Source organism: Acidobacteriota bacterium, from assembly GCA_004299485.1.
GTDB lineage: Bacteria > Acidobacteriota > Terriglobia > Terriglobales > SCQP01 > SCQP01.
The window spans coordinates 79910-95678 of sequence record SCQP01000018.1 but is presented as its reverse complement, the minus strand read 5'-3'; the positions used below and the strand labels follow the sequence as shown (position 1 = coordinate 95678).

Here is a 15769-nt window from a genome sequence, read left to right as displayed (position 1 = left end):
GCTGGTCGGCTCCCCGTCGTCTCCGGCGCGGGGCTACCAACTGAAACTCTGCCCGACCACCTTCATCGCGTCGTTCAGGGTGATGTCGGCGTGCAGGCCGGGCTGGTCGTAGCCTTGCGCGTAGCGCATGTCGGTCATCGAAATCAGCGACAGGTTCGCTTCCTGCTGATCGCTCGCAAACGGAAACTGGGCAAAGGCCAGAAAGATCTTGCCGGTGTGCGAAGCCGCCGCGCGCGCGATGGCCGGCGATTGCGGCGGCTTGATGTAGCTGCGCATGGGCTTGACCACGGTCTGATTGGTGTCCCAGGGCGCCGCGACCGCGGCAATCAAATAATTTTGCGGCAGGTCCACTACAGCACTCCATGCAAACGGCGTGTTGGCGATCGGAAACGCCGCCCAGCTCGCCGGCTTCTGGCTCTCGTACATCTCCGCCATGTCTTTGGTGTTCAGAATCGAGGTCGCGGCCTGATGTTGCCGCGCCCGCAGTCCGATCCATCCCGCCGCGAGCACCAGCGCGATCAGCGCGCTTACGCGGTGGGCCGAGCGCTGCTGCACGCCCACCTCAGCGGTCACCAGGTCCAGCAGCATCGGAAAGCCCAGGAACGCGGCCAGAATAAATAACAGCCAGGGGTCATAGCTGGGCAGCCAGTCGAGTGCGAAACGGTGCTGGCTGAAGGGCGCCAGCAGCCGCACCCCGTAGATGCCGCACCAATCTAAAATGAGGTGCGCGCCCACGCCAACCGCGCCCAGAGCCCATCCGGCCACCCATCCCGGCACCGGCCGCTTCCGCCATTGCGCCAGCCGCCGCAGGCCGTAAGCGATCAGAAGCGCCCAGAGGGGCAGCATCCAGACCGAGTGCAGAATGCCACCATGAAATTGCACGTAGCGGATTCCCGGCCAACTGTAGATCACATCCAGATCGGGCAGGTTGACCGCTACGACCAGCCCCAGCGCGGCGTAAGCCACCCGTTTCTTGAAAAAAACGCGCGACAGCGCAATGCCGACCAGCGTATTGGTAACAATATCCATAGGGCTTGGCCCCAATTGTAAAGAAATGACGCAGCGGACATCCAACGAGCGCGACGAACTGGAACGCCTGCGTGCCGACATCCGCCGCCACGAACACCTCTATTACGTCGAGGATCGCCCGGAGGTTAGCGACGCCGATTTCGATCTTCTCATGCGCCGCCTACAGGCGCTGGAGCAAGCGCATCCGGATTGGGTCACGCCGGACTCGCCCAGCCAGCGCGTCGGCGGCGAGCCCCGTGCCGGTCTGGCCAAAGCCCGCCACAGCTCGCCCCTGCAGAGCCTGGACAACGCCTATAACGCCGCCGAACTCGCTGATTTTGACCGCCGCGTGCGCGCGGCGGCTGGCGGCGAGCCGGTGCGCTATGTGGCCGAGCTGAAATTCGATGGCCTGAGCATGGCCATCCGGTATGAAAACGGCCACCTCGCCCAGGGCCTGACGCGCGGCGACGGCCAGGTGGGCGAAGACGTAACCGACAATCTCCGCACCATCCGGTCGCTGCCGCTGGCCGTTGCTGGAGGCGGTGATTTTGAAGTGCGCGGGGAAGTGCTGCTGCCGCGCGCCGCCTTCCAGAAGTTGAACCAGGACCGCGAAGACGAGGGCGAGCCCCGCTTTGCCAACCCGCGCAACGCCGCCGCGGGCGCGGTGCGCGTGCTTGATCCCCGCATCACGGCCGCCCGGCGTTTGGATTTTTACGCCTACAGCCTGCTCGCCGGCGGCCAGTCCGTTCACGCCACGCAGGCCGTCACGCTTGAGGCCCTGAAAAAACTGAGCTTCAAAATCGGCCCCTGGCAGCTCTGCCCCGATTTTGAGGCCGTGAGCGCCTTCATCCAGCACTGCGAGCACGACCGCGACGCCCTGCCCTTTGAAATCGACGGGGTGGTGATCAAAGTCGATGACGAGGCCCTGCGCCAGCGCCTGGGCTCAACCAACAAATTTCCCCGCTGGGCGGTCGCCTACAAGTTCCCCGCCCGCCAGGCGGTGACGCGCCTGCGCGACATCGTCATGAGCGTCGGCCGCACCGGCGCCCTGACGCCCACGGCCTACCTGGATCCGGTGGCCTTGGGCGGCGTCACCGTCAGCCGCTCGACGCTGCACAATCTCGACGAAATCGGCCGCCTCGATGTTCGCATTGGCGACAACGTCCGCATCGAGCGCAGCGGCGATGTCATTCCCAAGGTCCTGGGGGTGGTTCCCGACGCTGAGCACGAACACCGCGCACCCTATATCGCGCCGACGCATTGCCCCGTCTGCGGCAGCGGCGTCCATCGCGAACCCGGCGAAGTCGTGCTGCGCTGCGTCAACGCGAATTGTCCGGCGAAGCTCAAGGAATCACTCCGCCACTTCGGCCATCGCAGCGTCATGAACATCGGCGGTCTCGGCCCGGCGCTGATCGAGCAAGTGACCGCTGCCGGGCTGGTCAAAAATCTGGCCGACATTTACGAAAACCTCAACCAGGAAAATCTGTCGGCGCTGGAGCGCATGGGCGCCACCTCGGCCCGCAACCTGCTCGCGCAGATCGAGCGCAGCCGTTCGAATGACCTCTGGCGCCTGCTCTACGGCCTCGGCATCCGCATGGTGGGGGAGCGCACCGCCCAGCTCCTGGCCCAGCATTTTGGCTCTATGAGCGCTCTAATGGAGGCGGCGCAGCGCAATCCTGCCGAGCTGGAGCAGGTCGAAGAAGTTGGCCCGCGCATTGCCCAGTCCATTCACGACTTTTTCGCCGAAGCCGCCAACCGCGCCCTGGTCGAGCGCCTGCGCAAGCTCGGTCTTGATCCGCGGCAGCAGGCGCGCAGCACCGGCCCGCAACCGCTCGCGGGAAAGAAGTTCGTCCTTACTGGCACGCTCCCACATTTCTCCCGCGAAGAAATGAAAGCCCGCATCGAAGCTGCCGGCGGCAAGGTCTCCGGTTCGGTCAGCACCAAAACCGACTACGTCGTCGCCGGCGAGGAAGCCGGCTCCAAACTCGACAAAGCCCGCGCCCTCGGCATCCCCATCCTCGACGAAGCCGGCATCGAAAAGCTGCTGCAGTCATGACCCGGCAGGTACTCTTTCTCGACGCCGACGACACGCTCTGGGAGAACAATATCTACTTCGAGCGGGCGATTGAGCGGTTTTACGACCTGGTCGCCCCGGCCTGCAGCGACCGCATCGCCGCGCGCGCTGAAATCAACCGCCAGGAGCGCCGGGTCGTTACTGAAATTGGCTACGGGCTCGCCACTTTCCAGCTCGCCCTGGAGCGCGCCTTCCAGACGCTTGCCCCGCAAAACTGGAGTCCAACCGCGGCCGCGGCCATTGCCGATTTGACCGCCGCTATCGCCAGTGAGCCCATCGAATTTCTTCCCGGCGCGCTCGAAACGCTCGCCTATCTCGCGCCTCGTCATCGCCTCTTCCTGCTTACGAAAGGCGATTATGCCGAGCAAAGCCGCAAAGTCGCTCTCTCCGGCATCACGGCTCTGTTCGAACAGGTGCACGTGCTCGCCGAAAAAAACCTCGCCGCCTATGAAGCGCGCTTGCAATCTCTCGCCGTAGCGCCCGCCTCCTGCTGGATGATCGGCAACAGCCCCAAATCCGATATCAACCCCGCCCTCGCCGCCGGCATGAACGCCGTCCTCATCCCCCACCCTCACACCTGGGTCCTCGAACACGAAGAACTCAACTCGGCCTGCGCCGCCGGCTGCCAATTCCTGGTCCTCCATCGTCTGCCCGAGCTCACCAACTACTTCTGAATCTCCGCCCACCGTGGTTGGCTCGCCATTTGCCCTGGTCGCTCCCGTTGGTCGCAACGAAAAGGCAAGCCGCCTCTCAGGCGTATTAAAATTCTGCATGCGCAAAAAGCGCCGCCACTACAGGCTGCTGGAGGCTGAACCGGTGGTCCCGGAGCTCTCGTCGCGGGCCCAGGCCATTGTCACCATCGTGCAGTGGGGGTTCTGGTTCGCCATCGCCGGCATACTGGTTGCCTTCCTGCTGATCCTGTCGCTGTTTACCCATTTCCGTGTGGATGCCCAGACCTGGCTGCGCCTCTGGCCGGCCTCGGTCCATCTCATGCTCGCCGGGGGCGCCTCGCAGAGCACTATGGGCCGCCTGGCGCTCTGGTCTACGGTGGAAAACGGCCTGCTCTACTGCGCCATTGGCCTCGTCTTCGGCTTTTTGCACGTGGGGCTGCGTGCCTTGCGCCGCCATCGAAAACCTCAGTATAATTAAGAGCTCAGCATGAAGGACAAGATCCATCCCGCCTACAACCCGGTGCGCGTCGTCTGCGCCTGCGGCCATACCTTTGCCACCCGCTCGACCCACAAAGGCGACATCCACGTGGAAATCTGCTCCCAGTGCCATCCCTTCTACACCGGCAAGCAGCATCTCGTGGATACGGCCGGCCGCGTCGAACGCTTCCGGCGTAAGTACGGCCTTAAGACTTCGGCGTAAGGCCGCGCCGCTTCGCTAGCCGCTCACCGCATTGCGGTCACGCAAGTCGTGCTGCAGCGCCAGCGCGATGGCTTGCGCGTGCCGCTCGACCAGACCGCCATCGGCCGCTTCCACCATCACCCGCGCCAGCATTTCCGTCCCCGAGTAGCGCACCAGCACGCGCCCGGCGCCGTTGAATTCCCGCTCGGCGGTGTGAATGGCAGCTTGTGTACCGCGCAGTTCCTCCAGCGGCTGCTTCCTGTCCACGCGCACATTCACGATTTTTTGTGGCAGCGCCTGCCAGCCCGCGCACAGCGCCCGCAGCGGTTGCCGCTTCCGTGCCATCAAGGCAAAGCAGTGGAGCGCGGTGCGCAAGCCATCGCCAGTGGTCGCCTCGTTGGCAAAAATCACATGGCCGCTGGGCTCGCCGCCCAAAGCGACACCGCGCTGCTGCATTCGCTCCAACACATATTTGTCGCCGACCTGCGTCCGCTCCAGTGCGATGCCGTCGCGCCGCAGCGCCAGCTCCAGTCCCAGATTGGTCATCACGGTACCGACAACGTGCGGCAGGTGCAGCTCGTGCGCCATCATCCAGAGCACGCAATCGCCGTCGATCTGTCCGCCCTGGGCATCCGCGAGGATGGCGCGGTCGGCGTCGCCATCCAGCGCCACCCCCGCATCCGCTCCGCTCTGGCGCACCTGTTCGGTCATTGCCTGCGGATGGAGCGCGCCCACCCCGGCGTTGATGTTGCGTCCATCCGGCGTGGCCGCGATGATCTCCGCCCGGATGTTCAGCCGCGCGCACAGCTCGCCCACCACGCTGCTGGCGGCCCCGTTGCCGCAGTCGATGACGAAGCGCAAGCCGCGAAAGTTGGTGTCCCGGAACCGCTCCGCCAGCGAGGTGGCGTAGGCGGCGCGCAATTCCGGCGACGTGCGCAAGCGCTCGGGTGCGGCCGCGGGCAGAGGCCGATACTTCTCAATTGCGGCTTCGATGGCCGCTTCTTCCTCGTCGGGCAGTTTGTAGCCGCTCGCGCCAAAGATCTTGATGCCATTGTCCTGCCAGGGATTATGCGACGCCGAGATCATCACTCCAGCGCGAAATTTCCCCGTTGCCGCCAGAAAGGCCACGCCCGGCGTCGGCAGCACTCCCGCGTGGGCTACTTCGACGCCGCGTGCCGACAACCCGGCGGCTAACTGCGCCGCAATGGCCGGGCTGCTTTCCCGCGTATCTTCGCCCAGCACCACCGTGCCGCCCTGCAAATCATCCCCCAGCGCCAGCCCGATGGCGTACACGGTCGCCGCATCGAGCGGCGGCTCGCCCGCCACTCCCCGGATGCCGTCGGTGCCGAAATAGCGCTTACTCATACGCCAAGGCAGCAATCGCGTCCTGCCCCGCGGCCTTGACCGCCGGATACAGCGCCCCCAGCGCGCTGGAGACGAGGGAAACCGCCGCCGCGTAAATCACCCAGGGCCAGGACATCTGCATGCTCAGCGTGGGATAGGCATACTCGAGAAAGCGCCACAATCCGTAGGCGAGAATCACGCCGGCAACGATGCCCACAATGGCCAGCAGCTCGCTTTCCCGCAGAATCACCTTGACGATGTAGCTGCGCGAGGCCCCCAACGCCTTCAGAATGCCGATTTCCCGCGTGCGTTCCAGTACCGTGGTGTAGAGGGAAAGAAAGATCACCAGGAAGCCGATCGCCATCGCAATGCCTACAATCACGCGTTGGAACACGTCGATGACCGGCGAAATGGTATTGGCCGTAAACAGGGACAGATATTGCTGCAGCGAATCGACCTTCACGGCCGGCGCCAGCTTCCGCAACCGCTCGACCACGGTTGCCACCGGCACGCCCGGCGTAACTTTGATGTAAAACGTCGCCGCACGGTTCGGGGAACCCGCAAGCTTATCCAGGGTTTGCAACGGCACGAAGGTCCGCGAGCCCATGCCGTGCTCAAAGATGCCGGTCAGCGTGAACGTCTGGCCCAGGAGCTCTACCTGCTCGCCAATGTGGTAATGCCGCGACGCGGCTTCCAGATCGTCCACAATCATTTCGTGACTATCGGGCTGGAAGGCGTGTCCGTGCAGAAACCGGAAGCCGCCGCTCACCGCCCGGAACTGCTCCAGGTTTACTCCGCCAATCGTCTGCGTCGCCTGGTTGAGCATGTACGCCACCGGCGCGACCGCCTCGACGCCGGGAACCCGGGCGAACACTTCGCCCATTTTCAGCGGCAGCGTGTTGCCGGTGAGCTGGGTGATGATCGATCCGGAGCCGCTGTAGACGATGATGTCGGCGCCGATGCCGTGTACCCGCGCGCGCTGGTCGTTGATCATGCCGTTCACCAGCCCCACCACCATCAGAATCAGGATCACCTCGATCGCCACGGCGAGCACGCTGACCAGGCTGCGCATCGGCCGCCGCCGCAGGTTCGAGACAATCATGCGATTAATCATGCCCGGCATGATCTTACTCGCAGCACGCGCGCAAGGCTGTGACCACGCGCTCGATTTCCGCCGCCGACAATTCCGGATACATGGGCAGCGCCAGCACCTCGCGGCTGGCACGCTCCGACTCCGGCAGCGGTTCGGCCGGAGCGTACGCCCGCAGCGCCGGCTGCTGGTGCAGCGGAATCGGGTAATAGACTTCGGTTCCAATCTGGCGGTTGGCCAGCGCCTTGCGCACGCGGTCGCGTTCGGGCACGCGGATGACGTACTGATGAAATCCGTGCCCGGCCACCCGCTCGGGCAGCGTCACTGTCTTCAGTCCGCGTAAGCCGGCTTCATACTGTGCCGCTACCTGCCGCCGTGCCGCGATCCAGTCACGCAAGTGCGGCAACTTCGTCCGCAGAATCGCCGCCTGCAGCTCGTGCATGCGTCCATTCCAGCCCATGGTTTCGTGCTCGTAGCGCTTGCGGCTGCCGTGCGCGCGCAACAGCCGCAGCCGGTCGAGAATCTCCGTATCGCTTGCGCTCACCAGCCCGCCCTCGCCCATCGCACCCAAATTCTTGGTGGGGTAGAAACTGAAGCTGGCTGCTGCCCCCCACGTCCCCGCCGGACGTCCATCCAGCGACGAGCCGAGTGCCTGCGCCGCATCCTCGACTACCGGAATTCCCTGCTTGGCCGCCAGGGCCAGGATCGCGGGCATGTCCGCCACGCGCCCGTAGAGGTGTACCGGCAAAATAGCGGCCACGCGCCCCGTCCGCTTCCTTGCCAGTGCCTCGCGCAGTGCCTCGGGGTCGAGATTGAAACTGACCGGATCAATGTCCACGAACTCCGGTCGCGCGCCCGCCAGCAGAATCGCGCCCGCGGTGGCAAAAAAGCTGAAGGCCGTCGTCAACACCACGTCCCCCGCGCCCACACCTGCCGCCCGCAGCGCCAAATGGAGGGCATCGGTGCCGCTCGAGCAGGTCACGGCTGCGGTCGGCGGCCCACCCAACTCCGCCGCGGCCACCTCGGCCTCGAAGGCCGCGCATTCCGGCCCTTGCACATAACGCCCGGAGGCGAGCACGCGTTCCACGGCCGCCGCTACGGCGGGGCCGACTGTAGTGGCTTGGCGTGCCAGAGAAAATGGTGGAATAAACTCGGCCATGTTGCTGTTCTAGTCTAACTTCCTCTAGACTGAGAACGATGGACGAATCCGGGCAATACGAACGCATGGACTGGATTTCGCTGGATAATTTTCTGACCACGCATCCGGCCCTCAAGAAAATCTCGCGCTGGTTTCACGAGCATCCCGACGACCGGCTCACCGCCGAGGCCTTTGCCACCGCCTACGGCCAGCCCACAACGTGGCTGGACCTCAAGGGTCTGGTGATCCACAAAGTCCTCAGCCCTTACAATCCGCAGGACCAGCTCATCACCCTGCCCTACGAGATCGACGCCACGACGCGCTTCCGCTTCAATCACAAGCTGGAAAAGCTCGTCGCCGACGTCCTTGCCAAAATCAAGCCCGGCCCCCGTCCCGAGACCGTCTATCCCGAACAAGCCCAGCGTGGCTCGACCGCTGGCCGCTCTTTCCAGGGCTGGAAAACCCTGCCCCCGGCCTAGCGGCTGCGCCGCTAAAGCAAAATCAGCGTTGGCGTATCCCGCATCGGGCTGAGGCGTGCGGCTTTTCCTGATGTCAAAGCCGCAGGCGGTTCGATCCGCCGGGCCACAGCGATGCTGATTTTGCTTTCGGCCGCCCTGCGAAGCGCGTCAGCGCGAAGCAGGGCCTCTCAGGCCTTGAAGTTCTCTTTCCAGGCGGTCAACTTCTCCACCCGCTCCCGCCGCACGGCGTAGCCCGTTCCCGCGCGGTCCGGAACCGCGATGGTTCCTCGCGCCGTCACCGTGACTTCCGGCTCGATAATGTCTTCCGTCCAGTACCGCTGGCTGGCGCTCACGTCTCCCGGCAGCGAAAAATTCGGCAGCGTGGAGAGCGCAATGTTGTGCGCCCGCCCCACGCCCGACTCCAGCATGCCGCCACACCACACCGGCATTCCGGCCTTCTGCGCGGCGTCGTGTACCGCGATCGCTGAGCTGAACCCGCCCACGCGCCCGAGCTTGATGTTGATGATGCGGCAGGCCCCCAGCGCCGCCGCCGTCTCCACGTCGCGCGCATGGTGAATGCTCTCGTCGAGGCACAGCGGGGTCGTCATTTCCCGCTGCAACTGCGCATGCAGCCGGATGTCGTCGTGCCAGAGCGGCTGCTCCAGCAGCATCAGGTGAAACCGGTCCAGGCCGCGGAGCATGGCGGCATCGGCCAGCGTATACGCCGAGTTGGCGTCGGCGGTCAGCGCGATGCCGGGAAATCGTTCCCGCACCTGCTCGACCACCGCCGCATCCCAGCCCGGCTTGATCTTGATCTTCACCCGCTGGTAACCGGCCGCGAGTTCCTTGGCGATGGTTTCCAGCAGCTCTTCCACCGAGTCTTTAATCCCAATCGAAACCCCGCAGGCAATCTCGCGCTGCGTACCGCCCAGTAGTTGCCACAGCGGCTTGCTTTCGCGCTCGGCCTGCGCCGCCCAGACGGCATCCTCGATCGCCGCCCGCGCCATCCGGTGTCCCCGGATGCGCTCCATCGCCTGCCCCACTTCGCCCGGCGTGGCGAACTCCTTGCCCAGCACCAGCGGAATCGCAAACTCCTTCAGCACCACGGCCGCAATGTCGGTGCTTTCGTGGTTGTAATAGGGAGCTTCGCCGCAGGTGCACTCGCCCCAGCCCACGACGCCATCGACACGCACTTCGACTAGCAGAATCCGCCGCTCGCGCATGCGTGCAAAGCTGGTCTCAAAAAACGTGACCAGCGGCATCCGGATTTCCCGCAGTGTAATTTGTTCGATCTTCATGCGGCTACTCCCGCCTGCATGGCCGCGCCCAGCAGAAACCGGCCCTCGCCCGCTTCGACGCGGTAGCCCACCACCGCCTGGCCATTGGCGAAGGCGGCCGTGAGCGCTTCCCGCACCCGCGCTTGTGTCGCTGCGGCGCGCTCGTCGCGCTGCTGCTTCCAGGCGTCAATCTCGCCGGGGACCACCACTTCGCTGCTGACTTCGGCCGCCGGCAGGGATTCGCCTTTGGCGGCCGCTTCCGCGCGCGCCGAACGCAGCCACCACTCCGCCGTCAACCGGTCGCTGGGCAGGTCCGCTTGAAACTTGCTGCTCGTCATGCCATACAAGTTGGGGTGATAGCGCCGTGCGATCGCCCCCAGTACCGCCAGATTGAAGTAACAGTTCTTGATCTCCAGCGGGTCAAAGGTCCATTCCAGCACCTCAATGCCCACCGCCAGCGCCGTCTCCCGCTGCTTCAGCTTCAGCCGCCGTCCCAGTCCCCGGTTGCGGTGCGAGGCCGCCACCGCCAGCATGTGCGAATGCCAGAACGACTGCCCCGGCCGATGGCCGGGCAGCGCCATCGAAAATCCCACCAGATGCTCGCCTTCCCACGCCCCCAGCATCTGCCCTCCGATCTTGCGCGCCACTACAAACACCCGTCGCGGGATCAAGTCGAGGTCGCTGAACCCCCAGGCCTGGCGCTGCAGTTCCACGCAGGCTTCCATTTCCGCCGGGGTTTCCAGCTCCCGGATGACTGTCTCTGGTTCTACTCCTGCGCTTCCGCGCGCTTCGCCCGTTGCCATAGTTCCTCCCACTGTTGTGCTGTGCGCCCGCGCGCATCCGGCGCCAGCGCTTCCATCGCCCGATAGCGGCGGGCGAACTTCTGGTTGGCGTGCTTCAGCGCCGCTTCCGGATCCACGCCCATGTGCCGGGCGAGATTGGCGGCCGTAAACAATACGTCGCCCATTTCTTCTTCCCGCGTTTCCCGCGTTTCCGCGGTCCGCAGTTCGGCCAACTCTTCGTCCAGCTTCCGCCACACGCCCTCGACATTGTCCCAGTCAAAGCCCTGCCGCGCCGCCCGCTGCCCCATCTTTTGCGCTTCTGCCAGTCCCGGCAGCGCCCGGGGAATGCCCGCCAGCGCCGAGCGGTCTTCGCGCTTGCCTTCCGCCGCCTTGGCTGCATTCCAGCGCGCCAGCGCGGCGTCGGCGTTGGCCGCTTTCTCTTTCCCGAACACGTGTGGATGCCGCCGCACCAGCTTGTCAGCTAGCTCTTCCAGCACGCCGGCAATCGTGAACTTGCCTTCCTCCTCGGCCATTTCGGCGTAGAACACCACCTGCAGCAGCAAATCCCCGAGCTCTTCGCGGAGGCCTTCCCAGTCGCGCTCGCCAATCGCCTCCAGCACCTCGTAGGCTTCCTCCAGCGTATTCGCCCGGATGCTGTCAAAGGTCTGCTCGCGGTCCCAGGGGCAGCCGTTGGGCGCGCGCAGCCGGCGCATGATCTCGACGACGCGCTGGAAGCGGGCTTCATTGACTGGCGCGGGGCCGCGCTCGGCTGCGCCGAGCGACCCGCTTACGCTCGGCAGGGCTGGGGCCCGCGGCCCAGCCCCGCCGGGGCCGCGCCTCTTCGTTCCACTGGGGCGAGCTGGCTTGCCGAGTTTCGCGGCCTTGCCGCGCCGGTTCTGCCTTGGGGGCAAACGGCGCGACCCCCGCGTTACGATGGCTGAGAGGGGCGTTTCAGAGTGCAAGCTTGGATATTGCCACATCCGCAGCCCATCGGCCAACACCCGTTGCAACTCGCCGAGGTGCCGGAGCCCACGCCCGGCGCGGGTGAAGTTCTGGTGCGGGTTCATGTCTGTGGAATCTGCCGCACCGACCTGCATGTCGTCGAGGGCGAGCTGCCCGTTCGCCGTCCCAACATCACACCCGGCCATCAGGTTGTCGGTGAAATTGCGGTTTTGGGTTCGGGCGTCTCGAACCTCCGGACTGGCCAGCGGGTCGGTGTCGCCTGGTTACACCACACCGACGGCACCTGTCCGTTCTGCCGCAGCGGCCGCGAAAATCTCTGCGAACACGCTGAGTTTACGGGCTGGACGGTTCCGGGCGGCTACGCCGAGGCTCTCCTCGCCTCCGCAGATTTCGTCTACCCGATCCCCGACGCCCTGGATGACATGCAAGCCGCCCCGCTCCTTTGCGCCGGCATCATTGGCTACCGTTGCCTGCGTCTCAGCGGCATCGCTGCCGACGCCTGGCCGGGCGCGCGTCTCGGCATTTACGGCTTTGGCGCGGCGGGCCACATTGCCATCCAGATCGCCCGCGCTCGCGGCGCCGAAGTTTACGTCTGCACCCGCGATCACGAGCGCCACCAGAAGCTGGCGCGCGAGCTGGGCGCCGTCTGGGTCGGCGATGCTGCCGCCGCGCCGCCGGCGCCGCTCGACGCCGCCCTCATGTTTGCTCCCGCCGGCGAGCTCGTCCCCCCCGCGCTGCGCGCCCTCGCCCCCGGGGCCACGCTCGTCCTTGGCGGCATTCACATGAGCCCGATTCCCGCCCTCAACTACGACTGGCTGTACCGCGAGCGTGTCATCCGCAGCGTCGCCAACAACACCCGCGCGGACGGCCGTGACTTCCTCGCCGAAGCCCATCGCGCCGGCGTCACCAGCCGCACCCGCACCTTCCCCTTCGCCCAGGCGAACGAAGCTCTTGCGGCCTTGAAAAACGACGCCATCGCCGGCGCCGGCGTGTTACTCGCTCCCTAACCTGTTCCTGAAGCGGATCGGGGTGTTATAGTCGGTTTGTTTTCCGGTGCTGTTATGTCATGGTCAGTTGAGACTGGAGGCAGAAGTGTCGTTCTTGCAATTCGGATTCTTTCGCGGGTTTGCCGTCCGGCTGCGCCTGCGAATTCCGCAGCCGGCATGGTTCCCGCCCCCGCCCCCGCCGATCATATATCTCCCGCCCCCGCCCATCAGGTATGTCCCGCCGTCCCCGCGCTTCAATCCCCGGCAGCTTCAGATTCAGCCACCGCGCCGGCAGTGGCACGGTGGCGGGCAAGGCAGCGGTAGAGGGGGTAACCAGCGGCGCAACTTCAACACCCTGGCGGCGGTCGCGGCGGTGGGTGTAGCCGTAGTCGGCATCTTCGCATATATTTTTGGATCGGATCAGCCCAGTCAGCTACCGCCGACGATCATGAGGGAGTTCGGTTTCGACCCGCAGACGGCGCCGGAATGCCCGCAATTGGGGATTCAAATAGGCGACGTGGAAAGACTGGCGCAGCAATATTCCCTGGAGGAAGGGGGAATTGTGACCGGCGTGGTTAACCCGGGGCTGTACAACGGTCCTCCAGACGCTCATTTCTATCTGGTGGCCACGAATGCCGGCAATATATATCGGATTGCGGAGATGACCGGAACTTCGCCGGAGTTCGTGCGCGGCCGGTTGTCGTCCATGCCGCACATGATGGCGACGTGGGCGGGCAGCATGATGGCGGGCGGCGCCGATGTTTCATTGTTCCCCGGCGTGCTGGAGGACCTGCGCCACGAGGTCGAGGCGGACACCTTGCAGCGGCGCATCGGCCATGGGGTGCTGACTTCGGGACGGGACCAGGTCGAGCTCAGCCGGCCGCGGCGTACCTTCGGCGGGAACGGGACGCTGACTACGTTCCTGGCACGCACGGAGTATTTTCATGCGTTGTCGGGCAGCGTGCTGCACGGCTGTTACATCCGGCCGAATGGCGACATTATATGGTTTTGGTGCGGCGCCGGGGGGCGGGGTTTGAATAGCCGTTTCGTGAACAACCCCAGCGCCATCAATTTGCAACTGGGGATCTGGCCCAACATGGCGCGCGCCATGCGCCATGCGTACCAGGACCGCACCCTAATGACCGCCTTCCTCGCCGCGGAGCCGGACCGCGCGCTGGACATGGTCGCGGCGCTGATCCACTCGGGCACTATGCAGCGGGGACCATTGCGGGATGCGTTGCTGCATATGCTCGCGTGGGGCGGCTATCCCGCACGCATCTTCAACAGCCGTGAACACGGCGGGTCTTCCGGCGTCAAAGGCGAGTAACAACGGCGCCTTTGCCGGGCCGGCGTATTCTTGACCCCAAAATGCCAGCAATGCCAGCAATGCTAGCATTGGGGTATGGCGAGCCTGCACGTCCGCAATCTCGACGAGGATCTGGTGAAGCGTCTCAAGCTGCGCGCCGCCCGTCACGGCCGCTCCGCCGAGGCCGAACACCGCGAAATCCTCCGCCAGGCGCTGGGGTCAACCTCATCTTCCTTTGAAGATCTGGCACGCGCGTTTCGCCGCCGCCTCGCCGGTCGCCATCACACGCCTTCCGAACAGTTGTTGCGCGAATCGCGCCGTGAACGATGAGACGGCTCGTAGTTGACGCCAGCGTCGCCATCAAGTGGATCGTGCCGGAAGTGGATGCGGACGCGGCGCTGGAATTGCTTCCGAACCAACTGGTTGCGCCTGATTTGCTACTTCCGGAGTGCGCGAACTCTATTTGGAAAAAGCACCATCGCGGCGAACTCAGCAGTAAGGAGGCCGCGCTTGCGGTCGAACTTCTGCTCCTCGTGGAAGTTGAGATCATTCCCTCTCGGCCACTGATCGCGGCAGCAACCCGAATCGCCTGTCGCCTGGATCACCCGGCGTACGATTGCTTCTATCTCGCTCTCGCTGTCGACTCCGGTGCTGCCTATGTCACTGCTGATAGCCGCCTCCTGAAGCTGCTGGCGCGCAAAGCGCCCGATCTCAGCCAGCATGTACGTCCGTTGCACGCGTCCGGCGGCTTGACCTAACCCGCCGCCGGCTTGACCGCCTCGGCCTCCGCCAGCGGCCGCTCGGGCCGCAGCACCAGCCGCAGCAACAGCGGCCCGATCAGGCTGGTCAGCACCGCCATGGCAATGCCGATCGAGTAATACGCATTCGGAATCGCCGGAATCCGCAGGCTCTCGTTGGCGACCACGATGCCCACCTCGCCGCGCGGAATCATTCCCAGTCCCACCAGCAGCGCCGAGCGCCGCCCCAGCGGCAGCGCCGCGATGCCGCAGGCGAACAGTTTGGTGACGATGGCGATCAGCGTGAGCGCGGCGATCAGCTCCAGATCGTGCGGCCGCGTCAACGCCGACGGACTGAGTTTGAGGCCGATGTTAGCCAGAAAGAACGGCACCACAAAGCTGCTCACCGCTTCCGCCTTGGCGCGCAGCGCCGGCGCAATCTCTTCCGACTCACTCACGAACAGGCCGGCCAGAAACGATCCGATGATGGCGGCCAGGCCGATATAGGCTGACATCGCCGAAAAGCCCAGCAGGATGATGAGCGCAAACGTCCATTGCGGCGCCGCCGTGCGTAATTTCCCCAGCCGCGGCCGCAGGTGCGGAAACGCCTGCCGCCGCAAAAACAGCACCACCACGAAAAACAACGCCACGAATACCACCGTCAGCAGCAGGTTCAGCCAGTGCGACTGCGTGCTGCTGAAGCTGGTGAGCATCGAGAGCGCCAGCAGGCCGAGAATGTCGTCCAGCACGGCCGCGCCCAGAATGACGCGCCCGAAGGTCGTGTTCAGCGCGCCAAAATCCGTCAGGATCTTGGCGGTAATCCCGATGCTGGTGGCCACCAGCAGCGTGCCCACAAAGCGCGCGGTAACGGCATTCTCGCCAATCGAAGCGGCAAACGCCCAGCCCAGCGCCAGCGGCGTGATCACGCCAAAAAACCCCACGCCCACGCTGACGAAGCCGTGCTCGGTCATCTCTTCCGGCTGCGTTTTCAGGCCCGTCTCGAACAGCAGAAAAATGACGCCCACTTCCGCCATGAAGTCCAGCGTTGCCGACGGCTGCACCCAGTGCATCAGTCCCGGGCCAATGAGGAAACCGGCGACGATCTGCCCGATCAGCCCCGGCTGCCGCAGACGCTCGAATACCTCCTCGCCGATCTTGGCGGCGACAAACAGCAGAAACAGGCTGAGCAGCGGCTGCAAGCCTACAGGCGTCACGTTCCTTTACCTTAGCGCAGGCCGACGCTCCTGCTTTGGCAG

Annotated in this window: 17 protein-coding genes; 9 read left to right on the top strand and 8 right to left on the bottom strand. The window is 65.0% G+C overall.

Features of this window, described 5'->3' with window-relative positions:
* Positions 1-33: 33 nt before the first annotated feature.
* Positions 34-1110 (bottom strand): metal-dependent hydrolase, encoded by a 1077-nt coding sequence (locus EPN33_13895; protein TAN20874.1) that lies wholly within the window; start codon positions 1108-1110, stop codon positions 34-36.
* On the opposite strand from EPN33_13895, the gene ligA reads away from it, so the two are divergent.
* The 4 genes from ligA (at position 1055) to EPN33_13875 (ending at position 4453) form a co-directional block, all read left to right on the top strand.
* A complete protein-coding gene (gene ligA, locus EPN33_13890) occupies positions 1055-3064 on the top strand; it encodes an NAD-dependent DNA ligase LigA (GenBank protein TAN20873.1) in 2010 nt (669 codons plus the stop codon). The genes EPN33_13895 and ligA overlap by 56 nt on opposite strands.
* The gene (locus tag EPN33_13885; protein ID TAN20872.1) at positions 3061-3756 is read left to right on the top strand and encodes an HAD family hydrolase; all 696 of its coding nucleotides are present in this window, start codon (positions 3061-3063) and stop codon (positions 3754-3756) included. The genes ligA and EPN33_13885 overlap by 4 nt, the downstream gene beginning before the upstream one ends.
* Before the next feature lie 97 nt (positions 3757-3853).
* Entirely contained in the window at positions 3854-4231 is a 378-nt protein-coding gene (locus tag EPN33_13880) for a hypothetical protein (GenBank protein ID TAN20871.1), read from the top strand.
* Positions 4232-4240: 9 nt separating this feature from the next.
* Positions 4241-4453, top strand: coding sequence for a 50S ribosomal protein L31 (locus EPN33_13875; protein TAN20870.1), 213 nt, complete (start codon positions 4241-4243; stop codon positions 4451-4453).
* 15 nt (positions 4454-4468) lie between these two features.
* On the opposite strand, the gene glmM is transcribed toward EPN33_13875, so the two are convergent.
* The 3 genes from glmM to EPN33_13860 are packed head-to-tail and all read right to left on the bottom strand — an operon-like array spanning position 4469 to position 8025.
* Complete coding sequence (gene glmM, locus EPN33_13870) at positions 4469-5797, bottom strand: phosphoglucosamine mutase (protein ID TAN20869.1); 1329 nt, start codon at positions 5795-5797, stop codon at positions 4469-4471.
* Entirely contained in the window at positions 5790-6899 is a 1110-nt protein-coding gene (locus EPN33_13865; GenBank protein ID TAN20868.1) for an ABC transporter permease, read from the bottom strand. The genes glmM and EPN33_13865 overlap by 8 nt, the downstream gene beginning before the upstream one ends.
* Positions 6900-6903: 4 nt before the next feature.
* Complete coding sequence (locus EPN33_13860; GenBank protein ID TAN20867.1) at positions 6904-8025, bottom strand: DegT/DnrJ/EryC1/StrS family aminotransferase; 1122 nt, start codon at positions 8023-8025, stop codon at positions 6904-6906.
* A gap of 38 nt (positions 8026-8063) precedes the next feature.
* Here EPN33_13860 and EPN33_13855 point away from each other — a divergent pair, with 38 nt between their 5' ends.
* On the top strand, positions 8064-8483 hold the full coding sequence (locus tag EPN33_13855) for a hypothetical protein (protein TAN20866.1): 420 nt from the start codon (positions 8064-8066) through the stop codon (positions 8481-8483).
* A 167-nt stretch (positions 8484-8650) separates the two neighbouring features.
* Here EPN33_13855 and menC read toward each other — a convergent pair whose 3' ends face one another.
* The 3 genes from menC to EPN33_13840 are packed head-to-tail and all read right to left on the bottom strand — an operon-like array spanning position 8651 to position 11501.
* A complete protein-coding gene (menC, locus tag EPN33_13850; GenBank protein TAN20865.1) occupies positions 8651-9760 on the bottom strand; it encodes an o-succinylbenzoate synthase in 1110 nt (369 codons plus the stop codon).
* Entirely contained in the window at positions 9757-10542 is a 786-nt protein-coding gene (locus EPN33_13845; GenBank protein ID TAN20864.1) for a GNAT family N-acetyltransferase, read from the bottom strand. Before EPN33_13845 ends, menC begins: the two co-directional genes overlap by 4 nt.
* Positions 10506-11501: a nucleoside triphosphate pyrophosphohydrolase gene (locus EPN33_13840; protein TAN20863.1), complete on the bottom strand. Its 996-nt coding sequence runs from the start codon at positions 11499-11501 to the stop codon at positions 10506-10508. The genes EPN33_13845 and EPN33_13840 overlap by 37 nt, the downstream gene beginning before the upstream one ends.
* Here EPN33_13840 and EPN33_13835 point away from each other — a divergent pair.
* From EPN33_13835 to EPN33_13820, 4 genes are all read left to right on the top strand, one after another.
* The gene (locus EPN33_13835) at positions 11478-12491 is read left to right on the top strand and encodes a zinc-binding alcohol dehydrogenase family protein (GenBank protein ID TAN20862.1); all 1014 of its coding nucleotides are present in this window, start codon (positions 11478-11480) and stop codon (positions 12489-12491) included. The two genes, EPN33_13840 and EPN33_13835, sit on opposite strands and share 24 nt — an antisense overlap.
* Before the next feature lie 85 nt (positions 12492-12576).
* Positions 12577-13797, top strand: coding sequence for a hypothetical protein (locus tag EPN33_13830; protein ID TAN20861.1), 1221 nt, complete (start codon positions 12577-12579; stop codon positions 13795-13797).
* 75 nt (positions 13798-13872) lie between these two features.
* Positions 13873-14106 carry a hypothetical protein gene (locus tag EPN33_13825; GenBank protein TAN20860.1) on the top strand — a complete coding sequence of 78 codons (234 nt, stop codon included), beginning with the start codon at positions 13873-13875 and terminating at the stop codon, positions 14104-14106.
* Entirely contained in the window at positions 14103-14534 is a 432-nt protein-coding gene (locus tag EPN33_13820; GenBank protein ID TAN20859.1) for a PIN domain-containing protein, read from the top strand. Before EPN33_13825 ends, EPN33_13820 begins: the two co-directional genes overlap by 4 nt.
* Here the strand turns inward: EPN33_13820 and EPN33_13815 are convergent.
* Complete coding sequence (locus EPN33_13815) at positions 14531-15727, bottom strand: cation:proton antiporter (GenBank protein ID TAN20858.1); 1197 nt, start codon at positions 15725-15727, stop codon at positions 14531-14533. The genes EPN33_13820 and EPN33_13815 overlap by 4 nt on opposite strands.
* Between the last annotated feature and the right edge of the window lie 42 nt (positions 15728-15769).